A 26,001-nucleotide genomic window follows, 5' to 3' on the forward strand; every position below is an offset into this window, starting at 1 on the left:
CCGGCGGAAGCACCGGTGCCGCGAACTCCGCGCGCACCCGTGCGCGGAGTCACCGTCACCCCTGCCTCTGTGGAGTGTTTCCGCCATGAAGACCTCTCGCGTCTCCTTCGCCGCCGCCCTTGCCGCCGGCACCGTCCTCGTCCTGTCCGGCACCGCGTTCGCGCACGTCAGCGTGCAGCCCGGCGACGCCGTCAAGGGCGGCTACGCGACCATCAACTTCAAGGTCCCGAACGAGCGCGACAACGCCTCGACCACGCAGCTGGAAGTCAACTTCCCCGTGGACCAGCCGCTGACGTCCGTCATGCCGCAGGACATTCCCGGCTGGACCGTGACGGTCGAGAAGAGCAAGCTCGACAAGCCGCTCACCGTCCACGGCAAGCAGGTCAACGAGGCCGTCACCAAGGTGACCTGGAGCGGCGGCAAGATCGAGCCCGGCAAGTTCCAGCAGTTCCCGGTCTCCGTCGGCAAGCTGCCCGACAACGCCGACCAGATGGTCTTCAAGGCGATCCAGACGTACGACAACAACGAGGTCGTCCGCTGGATCGAGGAGACCAAGGCGGGCGCGGCGGAGCCGCAGAACCCGGCTCCCGTCCTGAAGCTGACCGCCGCCAAGGCCGCCGACGACCACCACGACGACGACAAGAACGCCGCCGCCAAGGACGACAAGGGCCACGACGAGGCCGCCAAGAGCACCTCCGACACGACCGCGCGCGCCCTCGGCGTCGCGGGCATCGTCATCGGCCTCGGCGGTGTCGCCTTCGGTGTCGCCTCGCGTCGCCGCGCCTCCTGACCCTGAGCGGCCCCAGGCCGTATCCCCTTGTCCAGAACGTGCGCTGCCGGCCCTTCTTCGTGGCCGGCCCGCCCGTGCACCACATCCCCGATCCCAGGGACATCCCTCCATGCGCACCACACGTGTGACGGTCGCCGCCCTCGTGGCGGCGGCCGCGCTCACCCTCACCGCCTGCGGCGGCGGTGAGACCGCCAAGACCAACGAGGTCACCCAACTCACCGGCCAGTCCAAGGCCGGCAAGGCCACGGTCCTCGACCGCCCCTTCGACAAGCCGGAACTGGTCCTGACGGACACCACCGGCAAGCCGTGGAACCTGCGCGAGCAGACCAAGGGCAAGCCGACGCTCATCTACTTCGGCTACACCAACTGCCCCGACGTGTGCCCCCTGACGATGAGCAACATCGCCGTCGCCAAGAAGGCACTGCCGAAGGCCGACCAGGACAACCTCCAGGTCGTGTTCGTCACCACCGACCCCGAACGGGACACTCCCGACTCCCTCGGCGCGTGGCTCAAGGCCCAGGACCCGTCCTTCACCGGACTGACCGGGGACTTCGCCACCATCCAGGCCGCCGCGCGCAAGCTCGGCATCGGTATCGAGGCACCGAAGAAGGAGGCCGACGGCACCGTCGTCTCCATGCACGGTGCCCAGGTCATCGCGTTCTCGCCCAAGACCGACGAGGGATACCTCCTCTACGGCGAAGGCACCACCGTCGACGACTACACCAAGGACCTGCCGAAGATCGTCAAGGGAGAGAACCCGTGAACGCCCGCACCACCCGCACCCTCGCCGCCGCCCTCTCCCTGACGGCAGCGCTCGCCATATCCGGCTGCTCCTCGGACTCCGACGCCAAGGCCGGCGCGGACAAGCCGAAGATGACGGTCAGCGGCGCCTTCATGCCGGAGCCCGTGAACGACAAGATGGCCGGCGCCTTCATGGTCATCAAGAACGAGTCCAAGACGGCCGACAAGCTCACGGCCGTCACCAGCCCGATCTCCGACGATCTCCAGATCCACGAGACCAAGGACCAGAAGATGCAGCAGGTGGCGGCCATGCCCGTGCCCGCCAATGGTGAGCTCCGGCTGGAGCGCGGCGGCAACCACGTCATGCTCATGGGGCTGAAGAGCGTGCCGAAGGTCGGCGACAAGGTCACCGTCGAGCTGCGCTTCGAGAAGGCCGACCCGGTCAAGGTCGAGCTGGACGTCAAGGAGCGTACGTACAACGCCCAGAACACCAGCGCCCACTGACGGACCGAGGTACTGACACGCCATGACGGCCATCGCCCCCTCCCCGGCCCGCGTCCGGGCCACGGCACTCCTGCCGCGGCTCGTGCTGGTCCTCGCAGCCCTGCTGGCGGCCCTGTTCACCGCCGCCGGCCCGGCCTCGGCACACGCCGCACTCACCGCGAGCGACCCCAAGGACGGGGCGGTGGTCGCCACGGCCCCCGCCCAGGTCACCCTCTCCTTCTCGGAGCAGGTCGCCATGGGCGACGACTCCATCCGCGTCATGGACCCACAGGGCAAGCGGGTGGACACCGGCGAGCTGCGCGACATGTGCAGCGGAACCACCATCCGCTACGGCACCGCGCTGCACTCCGGACTGCCGGACGGCACCTACACCGTCGCCTGGCAGGCCGTCTCCGCCGACAGCCACCCCGTCTCCGGCGCCTTCACCTTCTCCATCGGCGCCCCTTCGGCGACCAGCGTGGCCCTGCCCACCGCGCAGGTGGGCGGCGGGCCGGTCGGCATCGCGTACGACATCGCGCGCTACGCCGCCTACGCCGGTTTCACCGTCCTCGTCGGCGGCGCGGCCTTCATCCTGCTGTGCTGGCGGCGCGGTGCGGCGCAGCGCCCGCTGCAGAAGCTCATCGTGCGCGCGTGGGTCACGCTCACCGCCGCCACTCTCGTGATGCTGGTGCTCCGCACCCCGTACACCGGCTCGGGGAAGTTCGCCGACGCCTTGGACCTCGACGGTCTGAAGGCCGTCCTGGAGACCAAGACCGGCGCTTCCCTCGTCTCCCGGTTGCTCCTCCTCGGCGCAGCCGCGCTGTTCATCGCCGTGCTGTTCGGCGCCTACGCACGCAGGACCGCCGAGGCCGCGGAAGCGGACAAGCGCAAGGACAAGGGCAAGGGCAAGGACAAGGGCCGCGGGGCGGACAAGGAGCCGGAGGCCGGGGCCGACAAGGAGGCCAACGACCTGCTCTTCGGCCTCGGTATCGGCGGAACGGTCGTGGCCGGCGGCATCGCCGCCACCTGGGCCCTGTCCGAGCACGCCTCGACCGGCATCCAGCCCGGTATCGCCATGCCCGCCGACATCCTGCACCTGCTGGCCGTCGCCGCCTGGCTCGGCGGACTCACCGCGCTGCTCGTCGCCCTCCACAAGGTCCCCGGGATCGAGCGGGAGGCTGTGCAGCGGTTCTCGCGGGTCGCGTTCGTCAGCGTCCTGGTCCTCGCCGTCACCGGCGTCTACCAGTCCTGGCGCCAGATCGGCAGCTGGTCCGCCCTCACCGGTACCAGCTATGGGCAGCTCCTGCTGGTGAAGGTCGGGCTCGTCGCCGTCCTGGTCGCCATCGCCTACGTCTCCCGCTCGTGGACCGCACGGCTCTCCGATGCCCCCGCCGGGAAGGCGCCCAAGATCGCGCGGCAACGCGATGTTTCACGTGAAACATCGCCGGCCGCCGTCACCGTCCCCGAAGACCCCAAGCGGGCCGCCCAGCTCGCCCGGCAACGCGCCGCCCGGGAGAACGCCCGCGAGAAGCAGGTCCGCGACGCCGATCCGGCCCGGGCGGGACTGCGCCGCTCCGTCCTCGCCGAGGCCGGGGTCGCCATCGCCCTGCTGGCCGTGACCACCGTGCTCACCAGCACCGAACCCGGCCGGACCGCCGAGCAGGCGAGCGGGCGGAACTCCGCGACCACCGCCGTCCCCAACCGTGCCATCAAGGTCACCCTGCCGTTCGACACCGGCGGTCAGAACGGCAAGGGATCGGTCCGCATCGAACTCGACCCGGGCCGGGTCGGCGCCAACTCGCTCCACGTCTGGGTCGACGACCCCCAGGGCCAGCCCCTCGACATCCCCGAGATCAAGGTCGCTTTCACCCTCCCCGCCAAGGACATCGGGCCCCTGCCACTCCTCCCGGAGCGCGCGGCCCCCGGACACTGGAGTGCCTCCGGCGTCCAGCTTCCGCTGGCCGGGGAATGGCGGATCGACGTGACCGTCCGTACCTCCGACATCGACCAGACGACCGTGCAGAAGAACGTGAAGATCGGCTGACCAGCGTGACCGAGAGCAACCCCGACATCGAGATCTCCCGGCGCCGACTGCTGGGCACCGTCGGCGCCGCGGGCGCCGCCGGGCTCGCGCTGGGCGCCACCGGCGGCGCCCTCGTGCAGTCCGCGTTCGACGACTCCCCGGCCGGTGCCTCCGGATCAGCCGGGAGCCTCGCCTCCCTCGGCGCCACCCAAGTCGCCTTCCAGGGCGAGCACCAGGCCGGCATCACCGAACCGCTACAGGCCAAGGGCCACGTCCTCGCCTTCGACCTGGCCCCCGGGGCCGGCCGCAAGGAAGCCGCCGCCCTGATGCGGCGCTGGTCCGACACGGCCCGCCTGCTGATGGCGGGCAAGCCGGCCTCGGGCGCGGACTCCGGCATCGCCCTCGACGCCGGGCCGTCCTCCCTCACCATCACCTTCGGCTTCGGCCACTCCTTCTTCGAGCGCACCGGGCTCACCGCCCGCCGCCCCACCGCCCTCGACCCGCTGCCCGATTTCTCCGCCGACCGGCTCGACGCCCAGCGCAGCAACGGCGACCTGTGGGTCCAGATCGGCGCCGACGACGGACTCGTCGCCTTCCACGCCCTGCGCACCCTCCAGAAGGAGGCCGGGGAAGCCGCCCGGGTCCGCTGGCAGATGAACGGCTTCAACCGGTCCCCCGGCGCCACCGCCGCACCCATGACCGCCCGCAATCTCATGGGCCAGATCGACGGCACCGGCAATCCGAAGCCCGCGCAGCCCGACTTCGACAAGCGGATCTTCGTCCCCGCAGCCGGCCCCGGTCCCGCCGAGCACGCCTGGATGGGCGGGGGCTCGTACGCCGTCGTACGGCGCATCCGGATGCTCCTCGACGACTGGGACAAGCAGTCCCTGGCCCAGCAGGAGCAGGTCATAGGCCGCACGAAGGCCACCGGCGCGCCCCTCACCGGCGGCACCGAGACCACCAAGATGGCCCTCGACAAGATCGGCCCCGACGGGAAGCCCGTCATCCCGTCCAACGCGCACGCCCGGATCTCCGCCCCCGAGCAGAACGGCGGGGCCGCCATGCTGCGGCGCCCGTTCTCCTTCCATGACGGGATCGCCGCCGACGGCACCCCGGACGCGGGGCTCCTCTTCATCTGCTGGCAGGCCGATCCGCTGCGCGGCTTCGTCCCCGTTCAGCGCAAGCTGGACCGGGGCGACGCCCTGTCCGCTTTCATCCGGCACGAGTCCAGCGGGTTGTACGCGGTCCCGCCCGGCCCCCGCGACGGGGAGTACGTGGGGCAGCGGCTGCTCGAAGGATGAACAGCAGCCCGGCGGTCGGGGACCCGGCATTAGGCTGATCACATGTCGGCCACCCGCTTCACCTATCTCGGTCCCGAGGGCACCTTCACCGAAGCCGCCCTCCGCACACTGCCGGAAGCCGCGACCCGGGAGCTCGTCCCGATGGTGTCGGTCCCGGCCGCCCTGGACGCCGTACGCAACGGGGAGGCCGCGGCCGCCCTCGTGCCGATCGAGAACTCGGTGGAGGGCGGGGTCACCTCCACCCTGGATGAGCTGGCCTCCGGCGAACCGCTGATGATCTACCGCGAGGTATTGCTGCCCATCGCGTTCGCGCTGCTCGTGCGGCCTGGGACCAAGCTCTCGGACGTCAAGACCGTCACCGGGCACCCGGTCGCCCAGCCCCAGGTGCGCAACTGGCTGCGGGCGAACCTGCCCGACGCGATGTGGGAGTCGGCCGCCTCCAATGCCGACGGGGCCCGGCTGGTCCAGGAGGGCCGCTTCGACGCCGCCTTCGCGGGCGAGTTCGCGGCGGCCACGTACGGACTCGTCCCGCTGGTCACCGAGATCCACGATGCGGAGAACGCCGAGACCCGGTTCGTGCTCGTCGGGCGGCCCGCCCGGCCGGCCGCACCGACGGGCGCCGACAAGACCTCCGTCGTGCTGTGGCTCGGCGACGACCACCCGGGTGCGCTGCTGGAGCTTCTCCAGGAGTTCGCCGTCCGCGGCGTCAACCTGATGCTGATCCAGTCCCGGCCGACGGGCGAGGGCATCGGAAACTACTGCTTCGCGGTCGACGCCGAGGGCCACATCTCCGACCGCCGGGTCAGCGAAGCGCTCATGGGGCTCAAGCGCACCTGCCCCCAGGTCCGCTTCCTCGGCTCCTATCCGCGTGCCGGTGTCGCTCAGGGTGACGTGCGTGCCCCGCGGCCCGGAACCTCCGACGGTGACTTCATGGCCGCTTCCGACTGGCTGACGCGCTGCCTCGACGGCCGGGCGTAGCTCTTCCTCCACTGTCCACAGAGTTATCCACAGGCAGAGATGGGGACCTGTGGACTAGTCGACATCACGGCGCGACAAGGTCGACAAATCGGTCGGGTGGCCCAGGTTTCGTGCTGGGGAGCGGAAGGTGAACGGCGTCACCCCTGCATCGCCGATCAACTCTTTGGAGCGAGCCATTCCCACCCGAATGAGTGTGTGAGGGTGGTTTGAACCCTGAATCGCCCCGGCGGGCCACGGGTGGGGAATGATCTATTTCCGTGTCCACAGATGCGGCGCACAGCCTGTGGACAAGTCCCCGCGGTGGACAATTCCTGTGGACAAGGATGGCCTTCCCGCCCTGCTCAGAGGGTGCCCGGATACCGGGCTTGTGCCCCTTTTCAGGGAATGGGCCGCTTTTATTGACCACCCCGGAAGGACCAGTTCCAGCCAGCGGGTTCCGGGTTTTCCATTCTCCACAATTAGGACATAGCGACACGCAGCGTGATATCGGTGTGAGCCCAGGAAGCCCAGCCCGGTAGCCTGGAGGGGTGATTGACCTCCGGCTGCTCCGTGAAGACCCTGACCGTGTCCGCGCCTCGCAGCGCGCCCGTGGAGAGGACGTCGACCTTGTCGACGCGCTGCTCTCCGCCGACGAGCGCCGCAGGTCCTCGGGCATGCGCTTCGACGAACTGCGCAATGAGCAGAAGTCGCTCGGCAAGCTCATCCCGAAGGCCTCTCCGGAGGAGCGGGCAGAGCTGCTGAAGAAGGCCGAGCAGCTCAAGACGGACGTCAAGGCCGCCGAGGCCGAGCAGAACGAGGCCGACGAGGCCGCCAAGCGGCTGCTGCTCCAGCTCGGCAACATCGTCCACGAGGACGTCCCGGTCGGCGGCGAGGAGGACTTCACCGTCCTCGAGACGCACGGCACGATCCGCGACTTCGGCGCCGAGGGCTTCGAGCCCAAGGACCACCTGGAGCTCGGCGAGTCGCTGGGCGCCATCGACGTCGAGCGCGGCGCCAAGGTGTCGGGCTCGCGCTTCTACTACCTGACCGGTGTCGGCGCGCTGCTGGAGCTCGCCCTGGTCAACGCGGCGATCGCGCAGGCCACCGAGGCCGGCTTCATCCCCATGCTGACCCCGGCTCTGGTCCGCCCGCGCGCCATGGAGGGCACCGGCTTCCTCGGCCAGGCCGCGGAGAACGTGTACCACCTGGAGAAGGACGACTACTACCTGGTCGGCACCTCCGAGGTCCCGCTCGCCGCGTACCACATGGACGAGATCATCGACGCCGATAAGCTGCCGCTGCGGTACGCCGGCTTCTCGCCGTGCTTCCGCCGCGAGGCCGGTACGTACGGCAAGGACACCCGCGGCATCTTCCGCGTCCACCAGTTCGACAAGGTCGAGATGTTCTCGTACGTCGCGCCGGAGGACGCCGAAGCCGAGCACCAGCGCCTCCTGGAATGGGAGAAGCAGTGGCTGACCAGCCTCGAGCTGCCCTTCCAGGTGATCGACGTCGCCACCGGTGACCTGGGTGCCTCCGCCTCGCGCAAGTTCGACTGCGAGGCGTGGATCCCGACGCAGGGCAAGTACCGCGAGCTGACCTCGGCCTCGAACTGCAACGGCTTCCAGGCCCGCCGCCTGTCGATCCGCTACCGCGACGGCAAGAAGACCGCGCCGCTCTCGACGCTGAACGGCACGCTGTGCGCCGTACCGCGCACGATCGTGGCGATCCTGGAGAACCACCAGCAGGCCGACGGCTCCGTGCACGTGCCGGTGGCGCTCCGCCCGTACCTGGGCGGCCGCGAGGTCTTGGAGCCGATCGCCAAGTGAGCCCGGCCCCGTTCCCGTACAAGCTCGTCGCGACCGATCTCGACGGCACGCTGCTGCGTGGCGACGACACCGTCTCGGAACGCACCCGTGAAGCGCTCGCCGCGGCCACCGCGGCGGGCGCGGCGCACATCATCGTCACCGGCCGGGCCGTGCCCTGGACCCGGGGCGTGCTGGACGATCTCGGTTACCGGGGGATCGCGGTGTGCGGACAGGGCGCGCAGCTCTACGACGCCGGGGCGCACCGGCTGCTGACCTCGGTGACGCTGGACCGGCAGCTGGCCGGGCTGGCGCTGTCGAAGCTCGAGGCCGAGGTGGGTCCGCTGGCGCTCGCGGCCAGTCGGGACGGGGTGGACGGCGACGTGCTGTTCGGTCCCGGCTACCAGGTGCAGGAGGGTCTGCCGGCGCTCTACCTGGCGGACACCGCGGAGGTGTGGACGGCTCCGCTGAACAAGCTCTACATCCAGCACCCGGAACTCGGAGACGACGCGCTGGTCAAGGTCGCCCGGGAGACCGTGGGCTCGCTGGTCGACATCGTCATGGCCGGTCCGGGGATAGTGGAGATCCTGCCGCTGGGGCTGACGAAGGCCACCGGCCTTTCGCTGGCCGCGCGCCGGCTCGGTGTGAAGGCGGCCGACACGATCGCCTTCGGCGACATGCCCAACGACATCCCGATGTTCGGATGGGCGGCGCACGGAGTGGCGATGGCCAATGCCCACGCGGAGCTGAAGGCGGTGGCCGACGAGGTGACGACCTCCAACGAGGAGGACGGCATCGCGGTGGTGCTGGAGCGCCTGCTGGGCGCCGCCTGACGATCACCCCGGGAACGGGACGGAGAAGGTCCGGAACAGCCCGCGCCGCGAGGCGCGCTCGAAGTGGCTGTTCCGGACCTTTTTGTTGCTCCCCGCACGACTCACTCTGCCCGGGGCGCAGGTCCCGTACCAGTCAATTTCCGCGGATCAGCCGTCGTCGGCGTGGTGCTCTGTTTCACGTGAAACATGCCTGGGGTGCGGGTGCCGGGTGAGCGGCCAGGAGAGCAGGCCGACGGCGAGGGCAATGGCGTGCCCGAGGTCGGTGAACGTGCCTCCGGTGAAGAGCGGCAGCCCGAAGAAGGCGACGACGCCGGCGAGGTAGAGCCAGCGCAGCGGGTTCGGGAGCCGGTACGTGAGGACCCCGATCGAGGCCGCGAGGCCGTAGCTGACGCCGACGTCGACGACATGGACCATGCTGTGCGGGGCCCGGTGGTCCTGAATGGCCATCAGGACCACCTTCTGGCTGATCAGGGTGGCCGTGATGTGGGCGGTCGCGACGATGGCGAGCCAGCGCAGGGTGCCGAGCCAGCGTTCCACGGGGGCGTGGAAGAGCTCGAAGAGGACGGCGTACAGGGCGAGCGAGGCCGGGTTCTCGATCCAGAAGGCACTGGAGAGCAGGGCCCGCACGGGGTGCCGGGTGAGCTCGTGGATATTGCTGCTGTGGCGGTGGAGCAGGACGTGCTCGAGGTGGTCGGGCGCGATCACGACGATGATGCTCGTGACGGCGAGGAGCAGCAGCCATATGTGCGTACCCGGCGAGGAGCGTATCCAGGACCGTACGGGCCTGGACGGCTCGGGCTCGGGGTGCTCCACCATGCCCTGATTTTGCCCCGTACGGCGGTGCCCCGCCCGGCCTGTGGGCCGGGCGGGGCACCTTGGTGGAGCCGGTGGGGCGGGTGGCTACTCCTCGCCCGCCAGGGTGAGGCGGCGCAGCTTCTGGCCGGCGTAGACGGTGGCGCCCACGGTGACCACGCAGAGCAGGACCACCGCGGTGGGCAGGCCGACGGTGGCGTCGACATAGCCTTCGCCGGCGACCTTCTCGGCGAGGGACAGGGCCCACTGCTGGACGCTGAGGGTCTTCGCGCCGGAGACCAGGCTGCCGAAGAGCGACTCCCAGATCAGGGCGTAGACCAGGCCGAAGACGACCGCGTGCCGGCTGACGGTGCCCAGCAGCAGGAACAGGGCGCTGTAGGCGATCGAGGCGACGAGGGCCGCCACGGTGTAGGCGACGGCGATCTGCTGGCCGTTGCCGTTGAGGATGAACCCGGCGATCAGCGTCGGGATCGCGGAGAAGGCCATCGTGACGCCGATCGCGACGATGAGCTTCGTCATGATGATCGTCGGGCGCTTCACCGGCTTGGAGAGCAGGTAGACGATCGAGCCGTCGTCGATCTCCGGGCCGATGGCGCCGGTGCCGGCGATGACGCCGATCAGCGGGACCATCGTGGCGAGGGCGAAGCCGCCCAGGAGGTCGGCTGCGACCTTGTCGTCCAGGCCGGTGAAGGCGCGGACGGCGATGGAAATGACGATCAGCAGGACGGGCAGTCCGCAGAGGATCAGCGCGCGGCGGCGGCCGAGCAGCGCGCGGTAGGTGAGCCGGGCGACGGTGGGGTTGTACATGGGTGCCAGCTCCTTCAGGCCGCGACGAGGTAGGAGAAGACCGACTCGAGGGACTCGTCCGAGGGCGAGACCGTCAGCAGCCGGATGCCGTGCGCACGCGCGACCCGCGGCAGCAGCTCGGTGAAGCGGCCGAAGTCGACGGCCTGGATGCGCAGGGCACCCTCCTTGAGGTCGACCTCGATGCCCGCGGTGGACGGGTCGGCGATCAGGGCCGCGGCGAGGGCCCGGTCGTCGGAGGAGCGGACCACGTAGCGGTGCGGGCGGTCCGTCATCAGGCGGCGGATCTTGCGGAAGTCGCCGGAAGCGGCGTGCCGGCCGGCGACGACCACCTCGATGTGGGAGGCGAGCTGTTCGACCTCCTCCAGGATGTGGGAGGAGAAGAGCACGGTGCGGCCGTCGTCGCCCATGCGCCGCAGCAGGTCCATGAGCTGCATGCGCTGGCGCGGGTCCATGCCGTTGAACGGCTCGTCGAGCAGCAGCACCGACGGGTCGTGGACGAGGGCCGAGGCCATCTTCACGCGCTGGCGCATGCCCTTGGAGTACGTGGAGATCTTGCGGTCCTGGGCGTACTCCATCTCGACGGTGGCGAGCGCCCGCTGGGCGGCCGCGTCGTCGAGTCCGTGGAGTTCGGCGTTGGCGACGACGAACTCCCGGCCGGTGAGGAAGTCGTACATGGCTTCGCGCTCGGGCACGACGCCGATCTGCTTGTAGACCTGCTCGTTCTGCCAGATCGGTGCGCCGTCGAGTGTGACGGTGCCCGTGGAGGGGGCGAGGAAGCCGCCCATCATGTTGATGAGCGTGGACTTCCCGGCACCGTTGGGGCCCAGCAGCCCGGTGACGCCGGGGCCGATGTGCATGGTCACGTCGTTGACGGCGACGACGTTCCCGAACCAGCGGGAGGTGTGGTCGATGTCGATGGTGGTCACAGCCCGGCCTTCCGGTAGCGGGCCATCAGGGCGGCATAGGAGCCGGCGATGAGGCCGAGGACGACGAGCAGGTAGACGAAGCCGACGCCGGCCGAGGGGCCGTCTCCGCCGGGGAAGGCGGAGGTGGCGCCGAGGAAGGCCGTCTGCACGCCGTCGATCAGGGTGATCGGGGAGAACAGGCCCATCCACTCGATGGCACCGGTCGAACCGGTGTTGTACGCGATGCCCTGGACGGCGGTCACGGCGCCGTAGGGGATCAGGAGCAGGGCGATGATGGCGGCGACCCCGAAGCCGCGGCGCGGGGTGAGCGCGGCCATGATCAGGCCGAGGCCGGCGAACAGCACCGAGAGCAGCAGCACGGAGACCAGTCCCTGGGCGAACCCCTTGGTCTGGTCCGCGAAGTCGAATTTGGCCAGCAGCGAGCCGATCCACATGATCAGCAGCGGGGTGGCGGTGAGGATGAAGAGCGCCGAGGCCATCGCCGCGAACTTGGCGAGGACGTAGTCGACGCGCTCGATGGGCCGCGAGAAGTAGAGCGGCACGGTCTTGAAGCGCAGGTCCCGGGAGACCGACTGGGGTGCCTGCGAGGCGAGGTACAGGCCGATGATCACCTGGGTGGTCAGGGCGTACGTCGTGTACTTGATCGGCAGGCTGGTGGAGCCGGGCACCGCGATGGCGACGGCGACGATGATCAGCGCCGGGACGCACATCACCGCGAAGAGCAGCATCGGCAGGACCTTGGACTTGGCCGAGCGGCCGAGCCCGTACGCGCCGCGCAGGGACTGGGAGAACAGCGACTTGCGGGCGTAGGCGCGGCCGAGCCGGGCTCCTTCGTAGGACCGGTAGCCGATGTTGTGGATCTGGGTCGAGGTGTCAGGCGCCATCGGAACCGGCTCCCTTCCGGAGAAGCTGCTGCTGCTCGTTGTCGCGGAAGACCTCCGCGATGTGGTGGCGGCGCTGTTCCATGCGGACCAGGCCGAGGCCGAGGTCGGCGACGGTGTCGCGCACGATGTCGTAGGTCTCCTCGCCGGTGGCTTCCAGCAGCAGGATGTGGCCGGCTCCGGGCAGGCCCTGCTCCTCGCCCGCGTGCAGGGTCAGGCCCACGTCGGCGAGCGCCTTGCGCAGGGCGGCGGTGCCGTCCGGGTGGGCGTCGGTGTCGGTGACCTCGACCGCGAGGGTCGTGGTGATCTGGGTGAAGTCGCTGGTGGAGCTGGAGCGCAGCAGCTTGCCGCCGTCGACGACCACGACGTGGTCGCAGGTCCGCTCCAGTTCGCCGAGGAGGTGGGAGGTGACGAGGACGGAGATGCCGAAGTCGGTGTAGACGCGGCGGATCAGGCCGAGCATCTCGTCACGGCCGACGGGGTCGAGGCCGTTGGTGGGCTCGTCCAGCAGGACCAGCTGCGGGTCGTGGACGAGCGCCTGGGCCAGCTTGACCCGCTGCTTCATGCCCGTGGAGTAGCCGCCGATGGGGCGGTAGCGCTCCTCGTACAGACCCACGTGGCGCAGGGTGTCGGCGGTCCGCTCGCGGGCGGCGGTCGGCGGGAGTCCGGACATGCGCGCCATGTGCACGACGAACTCGGTGGCCGAGACGTCGGGCGGCAGGCAGTCGTGCTCGGGCATGTAGCCGACGCGTTCGCGGATGGCGCTGCCATGGGTGGCGACATCGAGTCCGAGCACGGCGGCGCGGCCCTCGGTGGCGGGGGACAGTCCAAGCAGGATCTTGATCAGCGTGGACTTGCCGGCTCCGTTGGCACCCACGAGGCCGGTCACGCCGGGCCCGATGTCCAGGGAGAGCCGGTCGATTGCGGTCACTCGGGGGTACCGCTTGCTCAGGCTTTCGGTCGCGATGACAGTCACGGCTTCGACGTTAGTGGCGCGGACCGCGCCGATCGTCAGACCATGAGCGTCATCCCGTCTCCGCCTTCAGGACTACACACCCTGACGAAAGGCTGATGCGGACCGGTCAAAGGGGACCGCCGAAGCGGACCGTACGCGGTGGATCGGACAAGTTGTCCACAGGTCCGTGCACGACCCTTGACGTGATCTCCGGTCATTGTCACATTCATCAGTGTCAAGTTACGGGCGCGTAGCGCGTACGGCTCTACGGACGGACGGCTGTCATGGCTGCGGACACCAGGCAACGCACCGCGCAACTCTCGCCGGACCTGCGCGGGTTCAGGGAAGTGCAACGGCTCTCGTACGAGTGCGCGGAGACCGTCGCGGCGCAGCTGCGGCCGGGGGTGACCGAGCGCGAGGCGGCGCGGATGCAGCGCGAGTGGCTGCGCGAGCGCGGGGTGCGGGACTGGTTCCACCTGCCGTTCGCGTGGTTCGGGGACCGCACCGCCTTCGCGAACTTCAAGATCCCCCTCCAGTTCTTCCCGACGAACCGGAAGCTGGAGCCGGGGATGCCGTTCATCCTCGACATGGCGCCCGTGTACAAGGGGTACGCGGCCGACATCGGGTATTCGGGCAGCCTCGGGCTGAATCCGGTGCAGGACCGGCTCATGTCCGATCTGCGGGTGCACCGCGAGCTGATCCTGGACCAGGTCCGCGAGCGCCGCCCGCTGCGCGAGATCTACGAGAACGTCGAGCGGCTGATGATCCGCCAGGGGTATGCGAACCGGCACCGCGCCTACCCCTTCGGCGTGATCGCGCACAAGATCGACCGGGTCGCGGAGCGGCGCTGGTCCCCGACCGCCTTCGGGTTCGGGACCCAGTCCCTCAAGGGGCTGGCCTCCGACGCCCTGCACGGACACCGCGAGGGCTGGTCCCCGCTGTGGAGCCCGTACCGCTTCTCCGACCACCCGCCGCAGCCCGGGCTGTGGGCGGTGGAACCACACCTGGGGTTCCGGGGCACCGGTGCGAAGTTCGAGGAGATCCTGGTCGTCACCGACTCACGGGATCCCGCGGAAAGCGCGTTCTGGCTGGATGACGATCTGCCGCACGTGCGGCGCTGGGCCGAGGAGAGGGCAGCATGAGCGGCATGAGCGGGATCAAGGGGGCGGGCCTCGCGGGGGCGCGCGAGCGCAGGGTGGGCACCGGCGGCATCGAGCTGTGCGTCGTCGAGCTCGGCGAGGCGGACCGGCCGACCGTGGTGCTCGTGCACGGGTATCCGGACAGCAAGGAGGTCTGGTCGGAGGTCGCGGAGCGGCTGGCGGCCCGCTTCCACGTGGTGCTCTACGACGTGCGCGGCCACGGACGCTCCACGGCTCCGGTGCCCCTGCGCGGCGGCTTCACCCTGGAGAAGCTGACCGACGACTTCCTGGCGGTGGCGGACGCGGTCAGCCCGGACCGCCCGGTGCACCTCGTCGGCCACGACTGGGGCTCCGTACAGGGCTGGGAGTTCGCGACCGTCGCCCGTACCGAGGGCCGGATCGCCTCCTTCACCTCGATCTCGGGCCCCTCCCTGGACCACTTCGGGCACTGGATCAAGAAGCGGATGGCCCGGCCCACCCCGCGCCGGGCCGCACAGCTCCTCGGCCAGGGCGCCAAGTCCTGGTACGTGTACATGCTGCACACCCCCGTTCTGCCGGAGCTCGCCTGGCGCGGGCCCCTCGGCAAGCGGTGGCCGCGGATGCTGGAGCGCGTGGAGAAGGTCCCGGCCGGCTCCTACCCGACGGCCTCGCTGCCTTCGGACGCCGCGCACGGAGCCTGGCTCTACCGCGACAACGTGCGGCCTCGGATGCGCCGGCCGCGCCCCGACGCGTACGCGCACGTACCCGTGCAGCTGATCACCCCGACCGAGGACGCCTTCCTCTCCGAGCGGCTCTACGACGACCTGGAGCTGTGGGCCCCCGACCTGCTGCGGCGCACCCTGCCCGCCAAGCACTGGGTGCCGCGGACCCGGCCCGACCAGCTGACCGCGTGGATCACGGAGTTCGTCACCGCCCGGGAGGAGCCCGCCACCCGGGCTCCGGAGCAGAAGGCCCCGGGCAGGTACGCCGACCGGTTCGGCGGCCAGCTGGTCCTGGTCACCGGCGCCGCCAGCGGCATCGGCCGGGCCACCGCGTTCGCTTTCGCCGAGGCCGGGGCGCGGGTGGTGTGCGTGGACCGGGACGCGGAGGGCGCGGCCCGTACGGCCGACATGGCCCGACTCGTCGGGGCCCCCGAGGCCTGGGGCGAGTGCGTCGACGTCAGCGACGAGCAGGCGATGGAGAAGCTCGCGGCGAAGACCGCCGCCGAGTACGGCGTCGTGGACGTCCTGGTCAACAACGCCGGGATCGGCCTCTCGGGCCCCTTCCTGGAGACCACCTCGGAGGACTGGAAGAAGGTCCTCGACGTCAACTTGTGGGGCGTCATCCACGGCTGCCGGATCTTCGGCAGGCAGATGGCCGAGCGCGGCCAGGGCGGTCACATCGTCAACACCGCCTCCGCCGCCGCCTATCTGCCGTCCAAGACGCTGCCCGCGTACAGCACGTCGAAGGCCGCGGTGCTGATGCTGAGCGAATGCCTGCGCGCCGAGCTCGCCTCTCAGTCGATCGGGGTCTCGGCGATCTGCCCCGGCATCGTCAACACCAACATCACCGCGACCTCGCGCTTCGCCGGGGTGGACGCGGCGGAGGAGAAGCGCCGCCAGGAGCGCTCCTCGCGCCTGTACGGGCTGCGCAACTTCCCGCCGGAGAAGGTCGCCGAGGCGATCCTGCGGGCCGTGGTGCGCAACGAGGCCGTGGTGCCGGTGACCCCGGAGTCGAAGGGCGCCCTGTGGATGTCCCGGTTCGCGCCGGGCGCCCTGCGGCGGCTCGCGAAACTGGAGCCCCGGCTGTGAGAGCGACAGAGCCCGGCACGGCCGTATCCCGCTCCTTCCCGCGGTCGTACCATCCCTCGCAGGAGGGCTCGCTGCGCAGGGCGGTCGAGTACCTTGCGGCTTCGCCTGCCGCCCGGGCCGGGGCGGCCACGGTCGGCCGAGCCGCCATGTCGTAGGGAGCCGGGATTGTCAGAACAGGCGGTGGCCGAGTACCGGATCGAGGATCTCGCGCACCACAGCGGGGCGACGGTGCGCACGATCAGGGCGTACCAGGACCGCGGGCTGCTGCCGAAGCCGGAGCGGCGCGGCCGCTCCAACGTCTACCGGGACACCCATCTGGCGCGGCTGCGCCAGATCGCCGATCTGCTGGACCGCGGCTACACCCTGGCCTCCATCAAGGAGCTGCTGGAGGCCTGGGACGCCGGGCGCGGGCTCGGCGGTGTGCTGGGGCTCGTCGCCGAGGTGCACGGACCGTGGACCGACGAGGAGGCCGCGCGCATCAGCCGGGCCGAGCTGAACGAGCGGTTCGGCGGCCGGCCCGACGACGACGCGGTGGGCGAGGCGTGCGAGCTGGGGGTGCTGGAGGCGATCCCGGGGCGCCCGGACGAGTTCCTGGTGCCTTCCCCGCAGGAGCTGGCCGTGGCCGCCGAGCTGTACGCGGCCGGGGTGCCGCTGTCGGCGATCACCGGGCACCTGCGGGAGCTGCGCGGACAGGTGGAGCACATCGCCTCGCGCTTCCTGGAGTTCACCACGGAGCACGTTTTCGCCCGCTACCTCGGTGAGGTCCCGCCGACGGACGCGGACGCGGCGGAGGCGGCGACGATGGTACGGAGACTGCGTCCCCTGGCCCAGCAGACGGTGGACGCCGAGCTGGCGCGGGCGATGCGGCTGTTCGCGACCCGGCACCTGCAGCGCCACCTGGGGGCGGCCGGGGCCCCTCAGCCCTCGGGGCCCGCCTCGGTGGCCCTGCCGGCGGAGACGGTACGGGCGGTGCAGGAGCTGGTCGGCGCCGAGCACGTGGGGCAGTTCGTCCGGGCCGCCACGGAGCGGGAGCTCCAGGCCCGGACGATGAACGAGCTGGCCCGCCGGGGCGGCGGGTAACGGCCGGCGGTACCCGGTCAGTAGTCCACAGGGCGGACCACTCGTTTGCCCACAAATCCAACCCAACCAGCTGTGGACAACTCGGTGTTGCCTGTGGGCAACTCTGTGGACGACCCTGTGGAAGCTCCTGTGGAAGCCCGTGCGGCCAGGTCAACCGATGGTCTCGTAGGCGGGGTTCACAGGGCTGATGGGGGTGGTGCGGCTGGCGGGACCGGCGACTCTGACGAGGTCGGCCGACGCCTCCTGTTCGCCGCGCCGGGTGCTCCCGTACAGGAGTGCGGCGAGGGCCAGGCCCAGGACGCCGCCGACCACCTGGGCCGCGACGAACCCGGGCAGCGACTGCGGGGCGATCCCGGTGAAGGAGTCGCTGAAGGCCCGCCCGATGGTGCCCGCCGGGTTGGCGAAGGAGCCGGACGAGGTGAACCAGATCGCGGCGGCGATGTACGCGGCGACCGCGGCCGGGATCAGCTTCGGACGCCCGATGCGCTCCAGGCCCTGGATGACGAGGACGAGCCCGGCGGTGGCGACGATCTCGCCGACGAGCAGGTGGCCGCCGCCTCGGATCTGTGTGGAGAAGGTGCCGGGGATGCGGCCGAACATCACCTCGGCGAGGACGGCCCCGCCGATGGCCCCGGCGGTCTGGGCGGCGGTGTAGACGAGGGCCTCCCGGCCGTCGAGCCCCTCGCCGCCGGTCCGCCGGGCCCACCAGGAGGTGAGGGTGACGACCGGGTTGAGGTGGGCTCCGGACAGCGGCCCGAAGAGGGTGATGATCAGGCCGAGGCCGATGGCCGAGGCGAGCGAGTTGGCGACGAGGGCGACACCGGTGTCACGGCTGAGTTCGGCGGCTTGGATGCCGGAACCGATCACGACCACGAGAAGGCCGGCGGTGCCGACGAACTCGGCAACCGCGCGGCGCGGCAGGGAAGCGTGGATTGTCATGGGTTCTCCCCCTGGGCAGCAGTACAGCGGAAAATGTATTCCGTATCTTGGAAACGCGATAGAGGGTGTCCCACGGTGCCCGGGCCCGGCGGAGCTCCGATAAATCCCTGCTCGACCGCCGTCCGACGCGGCAAGCTGGGTCCATGGACGACAGACGCACCGTGAAGGTGTCCAAATACGTCTCGAAACATCTGCGCCATCAGCCGGAACGCATCGGACTGGTGCTCGATCCCCAGGGCTGGGTGGAGATCGACGATCTTCTCCGCGCGGCCGCCGCCCACCGCTTCCCCATCAGCCGCGCCGAGCTCGACCACGTCGTCGCGGCCAACGACAAGCAGCGGTTCGCCGTCGACGGCACCCGCATCCGCGCCAACCAGGGCCACACCGTCCCCGTGGACCTGGACCTGCCGGAGGCCGAACCGCCCGCGTACCTCTACCACGGCACCGTGGCCGCCGCCCTGGACGCGATCCGCGCCGAGGGCCTGCGCCCCATGGCCCGCCACCACGTCCACCTGTCCCCCGACCGGGAGACCGCGACCCGCGTGGGCGCCCGGCGCGGCCGGCCGGTGGTGCTCGCCGTGGACGCGGGGGCCATGCGTGCGGCCGGGCACGTCTTCCGCGTCAGCGCCAACGGGGTGTGGCTGGCGGAGGCCGTGCCGCCGCAGTTCCTGCGCTTCTCCTAGCGCGGGAATTCAGGACGAGATTGTCAGATCATCCCCCTACTCTGTTCCTCATTCCGATCCGTGAGGGGGGTACCTCGCGATCGCCGAACCATCCATGCGAGCACGCGAGGTGACGCCCCGTGACGTCCACATCCTCTTCCTCCACCCCTTCCGACCCTTCCGCCAACAGCTTCCAAGTCGATTTGCGCGGACTGGTCGACCTGCTCTCCCACCACCTCTACTCCAGCCCGCGCGTCTACGTCCGTGAGCTGCTGCAGAACGCGGTGGACGCCGTCACCGCCCGCCAGGCGCTCGACCCGGAAGCGGAGATCCGCATCCGCCTGTCGGCGTCCGCGGGACGCGTGACCATCGAGGACAGCGGCATCGGCCTGACCGCCGCCGAGGCCCACTCCCTCCTCGCCACCATCGGCCGCAGCTCCAAGCGCGGCGGCGAGCACGGCCTCGAGACCACCCGCCGGGAGTTCCTCGGCCAGTTCGGCATCGGCCTTCTCGCCTGCTTCGTCGTGGCCCGCCAGATCCGCGTCATCACCCGCTCCGCCCGCGACCCCCAGGCCGCGCCCGTCGAATGGCTGGCCACGGACGACGGCTCCTACACCGTCCGCGAACTGCCCGACGAGGCCCGCCGGGAGCCCGGCACCACCGTCATCCTGCAGGCCCGCCCGGGCTCGGAGGAGTGGACCGTCCCCGCCAAGGTCGAGCAGCTGGCCCGCGACTACGGCTCCCTGCTCCCGTACGACATCACCTTCACCGAGGGCGGGGCGGACGGCGCCGAGGGCGGCGAACCGCGGGGCATCACCGACCGCCCCGCCGTGTGGGACCGCCCCTTCCCCACCCCCGCCGCGCGCCGCGTCGCGCTCGCCGGCCACTGCGCGCAGCTCTTCGGCTTCACCCCGCTCGACAGCATCGACCTCGACCTGCCCGTCGCCGGGGTGCGCGGAGTGGCGTACGTACTCCCCGAGCCGACCAGCCCCGCCCACCGGGCCGGACACCGCGTCCACCTCAAGGGCATGCTGCTCACGGACCACGCCGACAACCTGCTCCCGGACTGGGCGTTCTTCGTCCGCGCGGTCATCGACACGGACACCCTGCGGCCGACCGCCTCCCGCGAGAACCTCTACGACGACGAGACCCTGTCCGCGGTACGGGAGGCCCTCGGCGCCCGGGTCCGGGCCTGGCTCGCCGAGCTCGCCGCGAGCGAACCGGAGCGCCTGGCAGCCTTCCTGAGCGTCCACCACCTCGGGGTGAAGTCCCTGGCCCGGCACGACGCCGAGCTGCTCGGCCTGATGCTGCCCTGGCTGCCGTTCGAGACGAGCGAGGGCTCGATGAGCCTGCAGGAGTTCACGGCCGCCCACACCGAGATCCACTTCACGCGCACCGTCGAGGAATTCCGGCAGATCGCCCCGATCGCGGCCGCCCACGGCCTCGGTGTCATCAACGCCGGATACACCTACGACGCCGACCTGCTCGCCCTGCTGCCCGCCGTCCGGCCGGACCTCAAGGTCACGGAGCTGGACGCCGGAGCCGTCACCGAGCGGCTCGACCCGGTCCCGACCTCCGCCGAACTGGCCCTCGCGCCCTTCCTGTCCACGGCGCGCACCCGGCTGGAGGCGCAGGGCTGCGACGTCGTACTGCGTGCCTTCCAGCCCGTCTCCGTCCCCGCGCTCTACCTCGACGACCGCCAGGCCCGCCAGGAGCGCGACCGTACCGCGGCGCTGGACAGCGCCGACTCCCTGTGGAGCGGCATCCTCGGCGCGCTGCGCGGCTCCGCGCCCCGGGCCCGCCTGGTGCTGAACCACAACAACCCGCTGATCCGCCGGATCTCGGCGCTGCCCGACGAGGCACTGACCGCTACGGCCGTCGAATCGCTGTACGGGCAGGCGCTGCTGATGTCCCAGCGGCCGCTGCGCCCCGCCGACTCCACGCTGCTCAACCGGGCCTTCCTCGGGCTCCTGGAATGGGCGACCCACTCCACCGACTCCCCGGAGGGACAGAAGTGACCATGCTGACGCGCGAGGAGATCGAGCAGGGCCTGGTCGAGAACAGGAACTCCGCGAACGGAGCGGCGCGCAACGCGCACGCCGAGGCGCTCGTGGGCGCCGCGGAGGCGATCGGTGACGGGGCCCTGTTCCGCACGGCCCTGGACAACCTGATCAACGCCTATCTCTGGAGCGCCGAGTCCTCGAAGATGCTGGTGCCCTTCGCCCGGCTGCTCCAGGAGTACGACAAGGACCCCGGCGCCTTCGACCGGTGGGACGCCCACTCCCTGTTCTGGCAGTTCAAGTGGGTGGCCACGGCCATCAGCGATTCCCCCGAGATCCCGCTGGAGTCCGCCGCCGGCTGGCTGGACGAGATGGAGCGCCGCTACCGGATCGCCGGCTACAGCGAGCGGCCGGTACGCGAATCCGAGATGTGGCTCGCCGACGCGATCGGCGAGGACGACCGGGCCGAACGCGCCCACCACGCCTGGCTGGCGGCCGACCGCGACGACATGAGCGACTGCCACGCCTGCGAGCTCAACGGCCAGGGGGCGTACGCCGTCCTGCGCGGGGACGACGCCCGGGCCCTGGAGCTCTGGCAGCCCGTGCTGGCGGGCGAGCGGACCTGCGCCGAGGAGCCCCACCGGCTGCTCGCCACCTCGCTGCTGCCGCTGCTGCGCCTGGACCGCTTCGACGAGGCCCGTTCGCACCACGTCCGCGGCTACCGCATGGCCCGCGGCAACGAGAGCCTGCTGCCCTCCATCGGCAAGCACATCGAGTTCTGCGCCCTGAGCGGCAACGAGTCGCGCGGCCTGGAGATCCTCGCCGAGCATGCCGCCCACATGAGCCCGCTGGTCAATGTCGACGACCAGATGGCCTTCCACGGCGGCATCCTCGTCCTGCTGCGCCGGCTGACGGAGCTGGGCCACGGCCAGAGCCCGGCCGTCCCGTACGACGGCGTCCCGCGCACCGTCTCCGAGCTGTACGAGGTGCTGCGCGCGAGCTCGCTCGAGATCGCCCGGCGATTCGACGCCCGCAACGGCACCACCCGGGTCTCCGACCGCTTCCTGGCCCGCATCGGGCAGGAGCCCCTGGTCGGCGTACTCCCGCTGGGGGTGCGCAGCACGGCGCTGCCGCGGCCGGCCGCCGCCGTGAGCTCACCTGTGGCCGAGGCCGTGCCCGCGCCGCCCGCCGCCGATGTCGAGGAGCTGGTCGAGCGGGCCCGGCGGGCCCGGGACCAGCGGCACCCGGCCGCGGACGCGCTCTGGGCCGAGGTCGGCGTACGCGTCGACGCGCGCCCGGAGGCCGAAGTGGACCCGCTGCTCGCGGCCGATGTCGCGGACCAGCGGGCCCTGACGGCGGCGCGCGGCGGGGCCGCGAACGCGGAGGAGCTGCTGGAGGCGGTCCGCGACCGCTACCTGGAGCTGGGCCGGGCGGAGCGCGCGGCGCTGGCGCAGCTGCGGCTGGCGAGCGCGGCCGCGCAGTCCGGCGCCGAGCCGCGGCGGATCCGCGAACTGCTGGCGATGGCCCTGAAGTCCGCCGAGGCACTGGCCGCCGACGAGCCCCTGCGCGGACGCCGGATCGCGCTGGCGGAGCTGGCGTCGATCCGCGTGGAGTCGTACCTGCGCTCGCTGGAGGCCGGCCCCGAGCACGCGCACCTCCACGAGCCGGGACAGGACCACGGGCACGGTGAGCTGGCGGCCGAACTCGGCGCCTTCGTCGCCGCGTACGAGGAGGCTCTGCCCGATCTGGCTGCCGAGGCCGAGGAGATGCTGGGCCGCGTCGCGCTGTCTCAGGGCGACCCCGAGCGGGCCCTGCCGCTGCTGGCCGCGTCCGCGGCGCGCGCCGTCTCGGCGGGCCTGCCGTGGCAGGCGGTGGACGCGCTGGTGCTGCGGGCCGGTGTGCTGATGTCGGTGGAACGGCCCGAGGAGGCCGAGGAGGCGGCGCGTTCCGCGCTGGAGCACTCCGCGGAGGTGACGGAGGCCGAGACGCAGGGCGTCGTACGGCTCACCCTCGCGGACATCCTGCTGCGCCGGGCCGACGCCGCGGCGGAAGCGGCCGAGCACGCCCTCACCGCGGCGCACTGGTTCGACCAGGCGGGTCTGACCGCCGACGGCGGGGCGCAGGCCCGGCTGGTGTTGGCCCGGGCGTACGCGCGGGAGGGCCGGCACGCCGACGCGGCGGAGGTGTTGCAGTCGACCCTGCCCGATCTGCTGGAGCACGGCGAGGGCCAGGCCGTGTCCGTGCGGGAGTTCCTCGGCGATCTGCTGCGCCAGCTGAACGACTCCCGGGCGGCGGCGGAGCAGTACCTGCTGGCGGCGGAGGTGGCCAAGGGCTGGGAGGACCCCCGCCCGCAGGCCGCCCTGGCGCAGGCGGCCGCGGAACAGCTGTCCGCCGCTCGCCTGGACCAGGAGGCACGCGCCGCGTACGAGCGGTCCCTGGAGCTGTACCGGGTGACGGGGGATGCCCCGATCGCCGAGGTACGGATCCTGCGGTCCCTGTCCTGGATGGCTCCGCGCGGAGACGAGAGCGCGGCGGCCTGGGCACGGGCTCGGGACCTGATGGACCAGGCCGCCGGGGTCCTGGAGGCTGCGCTGGCCGAGAGCGCGGAGCCGGGCGGGGGCCCGGCCGCCCCGCAGCTGCGGGCAGAGCTCGCCCAGACCTGGCTCCAGCTGGCGCAGGTGCTCGACTGGCGGGTCACCTCGTACGAGCAGGCCGCGGACGAGGACGAGGACGAGGACGGCGGGGCCGCTGAGGACTCCGAGGACTCCCGCCGCGCCGAGGTGGACACCGAGGCGCTGAGGCGGGAGGAGATCGATCTGACCGCGCGGGCCGGTGACCTGTACGCGGAACTGGGCCCGGCCCATCTGGGGGACCGGCTCCAGTACGTGCAGTACGCCGCCTGGACCGAGCAGGAGATCGGTCGTGAGGAGGCGGGAGCCGCTCGGCTCGCGGCACTGATCGAGGAGCTCCGTGCCCTGCCGGAGGGGACTGCGGACGAGCTGCTGGAGCGCGCCCAGTCCTCCCTCGACAGTCTGCGGTCCTGAACACGATGCCCCGTCGCCCTGCGGCGACGGGGCATCGTGTCCGTTCAGCTCTTCAGCTGTTCAGCTGGGCCAGGCCCTCGGTGGCGATCCGCTCGAAGACGGTGTCGTCGGCGGCGAACTCGGAGTCCGGGATCGGCGCGTGGATCACGATCTCGGTGATGCCGAGCTCCTGGTGGCGGCCGGCGAAGTCGACGAACGCGTCGACGGAGTCCAGCATCGCGTTGCGGTCCGGGGTGAAGCCGGTCAGCAGGATCTTGCCCATCGGCTCGGACGCGCGCCCGATCTCGGCGCACGCCTTGTCGAGCCGGCCGAGCTGGCCGCGGATGGCCTCGCGCGACTGCTCGGGAGTGCCCTCTTCGAAGAGCTTCGGGTCGCCCGTGGTCACCCAGGCCTGGCCGTGGGCGGCGGCCAGCTTCATGCCCCGCGGGCCGTTGCCGGCGACGGCGAAGGGCAGTCGCGGCCGCTGCACGCAGCCGGGGAGGTTGCGGGCCTCCTCGGCGGAGTAGAAGGTGCCCTGTTCGCTGATCTCTGCCTCGGTGAGCAGCCGGTCCAGCAGCGGCACGAACTCCGCGAAGCGGTCCGCGCGCTCACGCGGGGTCCAGGGCTCCTGGCCCAGGGCGGTGGCGTCGAACCCGTTGCCGCCCGCGCCGATACCAAGGGTGAAACGGCCGCCGGAGATGTCGTCCAGCGACATCAGTTCCTTGGCCAGCGTCACCGGGTGCCGGAAGTTCGGCGAGGTGACGAGCGTGCCCAGACGCATCTTCTCGGTGGCGGCGGCCGCCGCGGTCAGGGTCGGGATCGCGCCAAACCACGGACGGTCGCGGAAGGACCGCCAGGTCAGGTGGTCGTAGGTGTACGCAGTGTGGAACCCGAGCCGCTCGGCTCGCACCCACTGGTCACGGCCGCCCTCACGCCACGGGCGTACCGGGAGGATCACAGTGCTCAGACGCAAACTCATGCATTCGAGACTACGGCCCCGCCCATGTTTCACGTGAAACATCGCCCGTCCCCGGTTCACCGCGGGTACCCGCGCAACAGCGGCCGGGGGAGAAACATCGCCATCCGGCGCAGGAGCCCGGACCGCTCTGGTCGGCGGTCGCAAGGCCATGGGCGAAGATGGATCCGTGACCTCGGCTCCCCAGCGCCCGGACGGGCCAACCCCCACTCCCCGGCTCATCGCCACCGACCTCGACGGCACCCTGCTGCGCGACGACAAATCCGTCTCGCTCCGCACGGTCGCCGCGCTCGCTGCCGCCGAGGAGGCCGGGATCGAGGTCTTCTTCGTGACCGGGCGCCCGGCTCGCTGGATGGATGTGGTCAGCGACCACGTCCACGGCCACGGCCTGGCGATCTGCGCGAACGGGGCCGCGGTGGTCGACCTCCACGCCGGCCGGGAGTTCGTACAGGTCCGTGCGCTGCCGCGAGCCACGGCGCTGACGGTCGTGGAGACACTTCGGGCCGCTGCGCCGGGTACCTCCTTCGCGGTCGAGATGACCACCGGCATCAACTACGAGCCGCTGTACCCGCCCTTCTTCCAGGACCCCGGTGCCCATGTGGCCACCGCCGAGAAGCTGCTGGAGGAGGAGGCGGACGACACCGCCGCCCCCGTCCTCAAGCTGCTCGCACACCATGCCGAGCTCGCCCCGGACGAGTTCCTGGCCCTCGCCCGCTCGGCCGCCGGCGCCTATGCGTCGATCACCCGCTCCAGCCCGACCGCCCTGCTGGAGATCAGCGGACCGGGGGTCTCCAAGGCCAGCACCCTGGAGCGGTGCTGCACCGAGCGCGGTATCTCCCCCGCCGAGGTCGTCGCCTTCGGGGACATGCCGAACGACGTGGAGATGCTCCGCTGGGCGGGCACCTCGTACGCGATGGGCAACGCCCACCCGGACGTCATCGCGGCCGCCTCCGGCCGTACGGTCGCCAACAACGAGGACGGCGTCGCCGTCGTCATCGAGCGCATCCTCGCGGAACGCGCGGCGCACCAGCTCTAGGAGGAGCCCCCGGGGCAGGAGGGGCGCCCGGGCGAGCGCGAGGC

The 26,001-nt window shown here is 71.3% G+C and carries 22 protein-coding genes; 15 read left to right on the top strand and 7 right to left on the bottom strand.

The window, feature by feature from the left end; all coding sequences use genetic code 11:
* Positions 1-85 precede the first annotated feature (85 nt).
* The 8 genes from ACFYZS_RS10360 to ACFYZS_RS10395 all read left to right on the top strand — a co-directional run bounded on the left by ACFYZS_RS10360 (position 86) and on the right by ACFYZS_RS10395 (position 8,930).
* On the top strand, positions 86-790 hold the full coding sequence (locus ACFYZS_RS10360) for a YcnI family protein (protein ID WP_389009212.1): 705 nt from the start codon (positions 86-88) through the stop codon (positions 788-790).
* 109 nt (positions 791-899) lie between these two features.
* On the top strand, positions 900-1,553 hold the full coding sequence (locus ACFYZS_RS10365) for an SCO family protein (protein WP_389009215.1): 654 nt from the start codon (positions 900-902) through the stop codon (positions 1,551-1,553).
* On the top strand, positions 1,550-2,035 hold the full coding sequence (locus ACFYZS_RS10370) for a copper chaperone PCu(A)C (RefSeq protein WP_389009218.1): 486 nt from the start codon (positions 1,550-1,552) through the stop codon (positions 2,033-2,035). Before ACFYZS_RS10365 ends, ACFYZS_RS10370 begins: the two co-directional genes overlap by 4 nt.
* A gap of 22 nt (positions 2,036-2,057) precedes the next feature.
* On the top strand, positions 2,058-4,058 hold the full coding sequence (locus ACFYZS_RS10375; protein WP_389009221.1) for a copper resistance CopC/CopD family protein: 2,001 nt from the start codon (positions 2,058-2,060) through the stop codon (positions 4,056-4,058).
* Positions 3,983-5,338, top strand: coding sequence for an iron uptake transporter deferrochelatase/peroxidase subunit (gene efeB / locus ACFYZS_RS10380; protein ID WP_389009224.1), 1,356 nt, complete (start codon positions 3,983-3,985; stop codon positions 5,336-5,338). Before ACFYZS_RS10375 ends, efeB begins: the two co-directional genes overlap by 76 nt.
* A 42-nt stretch (positions 5,339-5,380) precedes the next feature.
* A complete protein-coding gene (pheA, locus tag ACFYZS_RS10385; RefSeq protein WP_389009227.1) occupies positions 5,381-6,316 on the top strand; it encodes a prephenate dehydratase in 936 nt (311 codons plus the stop codon).
* Positions 6,317-6,843: 527 nt separating this feature from the next.
* The gene (gene serS, locus ACFYZS_RS10390) at positions 6,844-8,121 is read left to right on the top strand and encodes a serine--tRNA ligase (RefSeq protein WP_030153291.1); all 1,278 of its coding nucleotides are present in this window, start codon (positions 6,844-6,846) and stop codon (positions 8,119-8,121) included.
* On the top strand, positions 8,118-8,930 hold the full coding sequence (locus tag ACFYZS_RS10395) for an HAD family hydrolase (RefSeq protein WP_389009230.1): 813 nt from the start codon (positions 8,118-8,120) through the stop codon (positions 8,928-8,930). Before serS ends, ACFYZS_RS10395 begins: the two co-directional genes overlap by 4 nt.
* A gap of 147 nt (positions 8,931-9,077) precedes the next feature.
* On the opposite strand, the gene ACFYZS_RS10400 is transcribed toward ACFYZS_RS10395, so the two are convergent.
* The 5 genes from ACFYZS_RS10400 to ACFYZS_RS10420 form a co-directional block, all read right to left on the bottom strand.
* Positions 9,078-9,746 (bottom strand): rhomboid-like protein, encoded by a 669-nt coding sequence (locus tag ACFYZS_RS10400; RefSeq protein WP_389009233.1) that lies wholly within the window; start codon positions 9,744-9,746, stop codon positions 9,078-9,080.
* Positions 9,747-9,830: 84 nt separating this feature from the next.
* Complete coding sequence (locus ACFYZS_RS10405; protein WP_389009236.1) at positions 9,831-10,550, bottom strand: ABC transporter permease; 720 nt, start codon at positions 10,548-10,550, stop codon at positions 9,831-9,833.
* Between the two features lie 14 nt (positions 10,551-10,564).
* Positions 10,565-11,476, bottom strand: coding sequence for an ABC transporter ATP-binding protein (locus ACFYZS_RS10410; RefSeq protein WP_229337996.1), 912 nt, complete (start codon positions 11,474-11,476; stop codon positions 10,565-10,567).
* Positions 11,473-12,360, bottom strand: a complete 888-nt coding sequence (locus ACFYZS_RS10415) for an ABC transporter permease subunit (protein ID WP_389009239.1) — start codon at positions 12,358-12,360, stop codon at positions 11,473-11,475. Before ACFYZS_RS10415 ends, ACFYZS_RS10410 begins: the two co-directional genes overlap by 4 nt.
* Complete coding sequence (locus ACFYZS_RS10420) at positions 12,350-13,333, bottom strand: ABC transporter ATP-binding protein (protein WP_389009242.1); 984 nt, start codon at positions 13,331-13,333, stop codon at positions 12,350-12,352. Before ACFYZS_RS10420 ends, ACFYZS_RS10415 begins: the two co-directional genes overlap by 11 nt.
* Before the next feature lie 263 nt (positions 13,334-13,596).
* On the opposite strand from ACFYZS_RS10420, the gene ACFYZS_RS10425 reads away from it, so the two are divergent.
* From ACFYZS_RS10425 to ACFYZS_RS10435, 3 genes are all read left to right on the top strand, one after another.
* Positions 13,597-14,454 (top strand): M24 family metallopeptidase, encoded by an 858-nt coding sequence (locus tag ACFYZS_RS10425; RefSeq protein WP_389009245.1) that lies wholly within the window; start codon positions 13,597-13,599, stop codon positions 14,452-14,454.
* Between the two features lie 5 nt (positions 14,455-14,459).
* The gene (locus tag ACFYZS_RS10430; protein ID WP_389010235.1) at positions 14,460-16,241 is read left to right on the top strand and encodes an SDR family oxidoreductase; all 1,782 of its coding nucleotides are present in this window, start codon (positions 14,460-14,462) and stop codon (positions 16,239-16,241) included.
* A gap of 165 nt (positions 16,242-16,406) precedes the next feature.
* Positions 16,407-17,321 (top strand): MerR family transcriptional regulator, encoded by a 915-nt coding sequence (locus ACFYZS_RS10435; protein WP_389009248.1) that lies wholly within the window; start codon positions 16,407-16,409, stop codon positions 17,319-17,321.
* Between the two features lie 150 nt (positions 17,322-17,471).
* Here ACFYZS_RS10435 and ACFYZS_RS10440 read toward each other — a convergent pair whose 3' ends face one another.
* On the bottom strand, positions 17,472-18,260 hold the full coding sequence (locus tag ACFYZS_RS10440) for an aquaporin (RefSeq protein ID WP_389009250.1): 789 nt from the start codon (positions 18,258-18,260) through the stop codon (positions 17,472-17,474).
* 143 nt (positions 18,261-18,403) lie between these two features.
* On the opposite strand from ACFYZS_RS10440, the gene ACFYZS_RS10445 reads away from it, so the two are divergent.
* The 3 genes from ACFYZS_RS10445 (at position 18,404) to ACFYZS_RS10455 (ending at position 23,966) form a co-directional block, all read left to right on the top strand.
* Complete coding sequence (locus tag ACFYZS_RS10445) at positions 18,404-18,943, top strand: RNA 2'-phosphotransferase (protein ID WP_389009253.1); 540 nt, start codon at positions 18,404-18,406, stop codon at positions 18,941-18,943.
* 119 nt (positions 18,944-19,062) lie between these two features.
* Positions 19,063-20,940, top strand: coding sequence for an HSP90 family protein (locus ACFYZS_RS10450; protein ID WP_389009256.1), 1,878 nt, complete (start codon positions 19,063-19,065; stop codon positions 20,938-20,940).
* Complete coding sequence (locus ACFYZS_RS10455) at positions 20,937-23,966, top strand: tetratricopeptide repeat protein (protein WP_389009259.1); 3,030 nt, start codon at positions 20,937-20,939, stop codon at positions 23,964-23,966. The genes ACFYZS_RS10450 and ACFYZS_RS10455 overlap by 4 nt, the downstream gene beginning before the upstream one ends.
* A gap of 52 nt (positions 23,967-24,018) precedes the next feature.
* Here ACFYZS_RS10455 and ACFYZS_RS10460 read toward each other — a convergent pair whose 3' ends face one another.
* Positions 24,019-24,924: an LLM class flavin-dependent oxidoreductase gene (locus tag ACFYZS_RS10460; protein ID WP_389009262.1), complete on the bottom strand. Its 906-nt coding sequence runs from the start codon at positions 24,922-24,924 to the stop codon at positions 24,019-24,021.
* A 148-nt stretch (positions 24,925-25,072) separates the two neighbouring features.
* On the opposite strand from ACFYZS_RS10460, the gene ACFYZS_RS10465 reads away from it, so the two are divergent.
* Positions 25,073-25,957, top strand: a complete 885-nt coding sequence (locus ACFYZS_RS10465) for a Cof-type HAD-IIB family hydrolase (protein WP_389009265.1) — start codon at positions 25,073-25,075, stop codon at positions 25,955-25,957.
* The last annotated feature ends 44 nt before the right edge of the window (positions 25,958-26,001 follow it).

It is taken from the genome of Streptomyces sp. NPDC001903 (assembly GCF_042891345.1).
Lineage (GTDB): Bacteria > Actinomycetota > Actinomycetes > Streptomycetales > Streptomycetaceae > Streptomyces.

Excerpts from the sequence above, each read along its gene's own strand:
- ACFYZS_RS10405 (WP_389009236.1), bottom strand. The coding sequence starts at position 10,550 with ATGTACAACCCCACCGTCGCCCGGCTCACCTACCGCGCGCTGCTCGGC.
- ACFYZS_RS10375 (WP_389009221.1), top strand. The coding sequence starts at position 2,058 with ATGACGGCCATCGCCCCCTCCCCGGCCCGCGTCCGGGCCACGGCACTC.
- pheA (WP_389009227.1), top strand. The coding sequence starts at position 5,381 with ATGTCGGCCACCCGCTTCACCTATCTCGGTCCCGAGGGCACCTTCACC.
- ACFYZS_RS10425 (WP_389009245.1), top strand. The coding sequence starts at position 13,597 with ATGGCTGCGGACACCAGGCAACGCACCGCGCAACTCTCGCCGGACCTG.
- ACFYZS_RS10365 (WP_389009215.1), top strand. The coding sequence starts at position 900 with ATGCGCACCACACGTGTGACGGTCGCCGCCCTCGTGGCGGCGGCCGCG.
- ACFYZS_RS10430 (WP_389010235.1), top strand. The coding sequence starts at position 14,460 with ATGAGCGGGATCAAGGGGGCGGGCCTCGCGGGGGCGCGCGAGCGCAGG.
- efeB (WP_389009224.1), top strand. The coding sequence starts at position 3,983 with ATGGCGGATCGACGTGACCGTCCGTACCTCCGACATCGACCAGACGAC.
- ACFYZS_RS10460 (WP_389009262.1), bottom strand. The coding sequence starts at position 24,924 with ATGAGTTTGCGTCTGAGCACTGTGATCCTCCCGGTACGCCCGTGGCGT.
- ACFYZS_RS10465 (WP_389009265.1), top strand. The coding sequence starts at position 25,073 with ATGGGCGAAGATGGATCCGTGACCTCGGCTCCCCAGCGCCCGGACGGG.
- ACFYZS_RS10360 (WP_389009212.1), top strand. The coding sequence starts at position 86 with ATGAAGACCTCTCGCGTCTCCTTCGCCGCCGCCCTTGCCGCCGGCACC.
- ACFYZS_RS10400 (WP_389009233.1), bottom strand. The coding sequence starts at position 9,746 with ATGGTGGAGCACCCCGAGCCCGAGCCGTCCAGGCCCGTACGGTCCTGG.
- ACFYZS_RS10415 (WP_389009239.1), bottom strand. The coding sequence starts at position 12,360 with ATGGCGCCTGACACCTCGACCCAGATCCACAACATCGGCTACCGGTCC.
- ACFYZS_RS10445 (WP_389009253.1), top strand. The coding sequence starts at position 18,404 with ATGGACGACAGACGCACCGTGAAGGTGTCCAAATACGTCTCGAAACAT.
- ACFYZS_RS10440 (WP_389009250.1), bottom strand. The coding sequence starts at position 18,260 with ATGACAATCCACGCTTCCCTGCCGCGCCGCGCGGTTGCCGAGTTCGTC.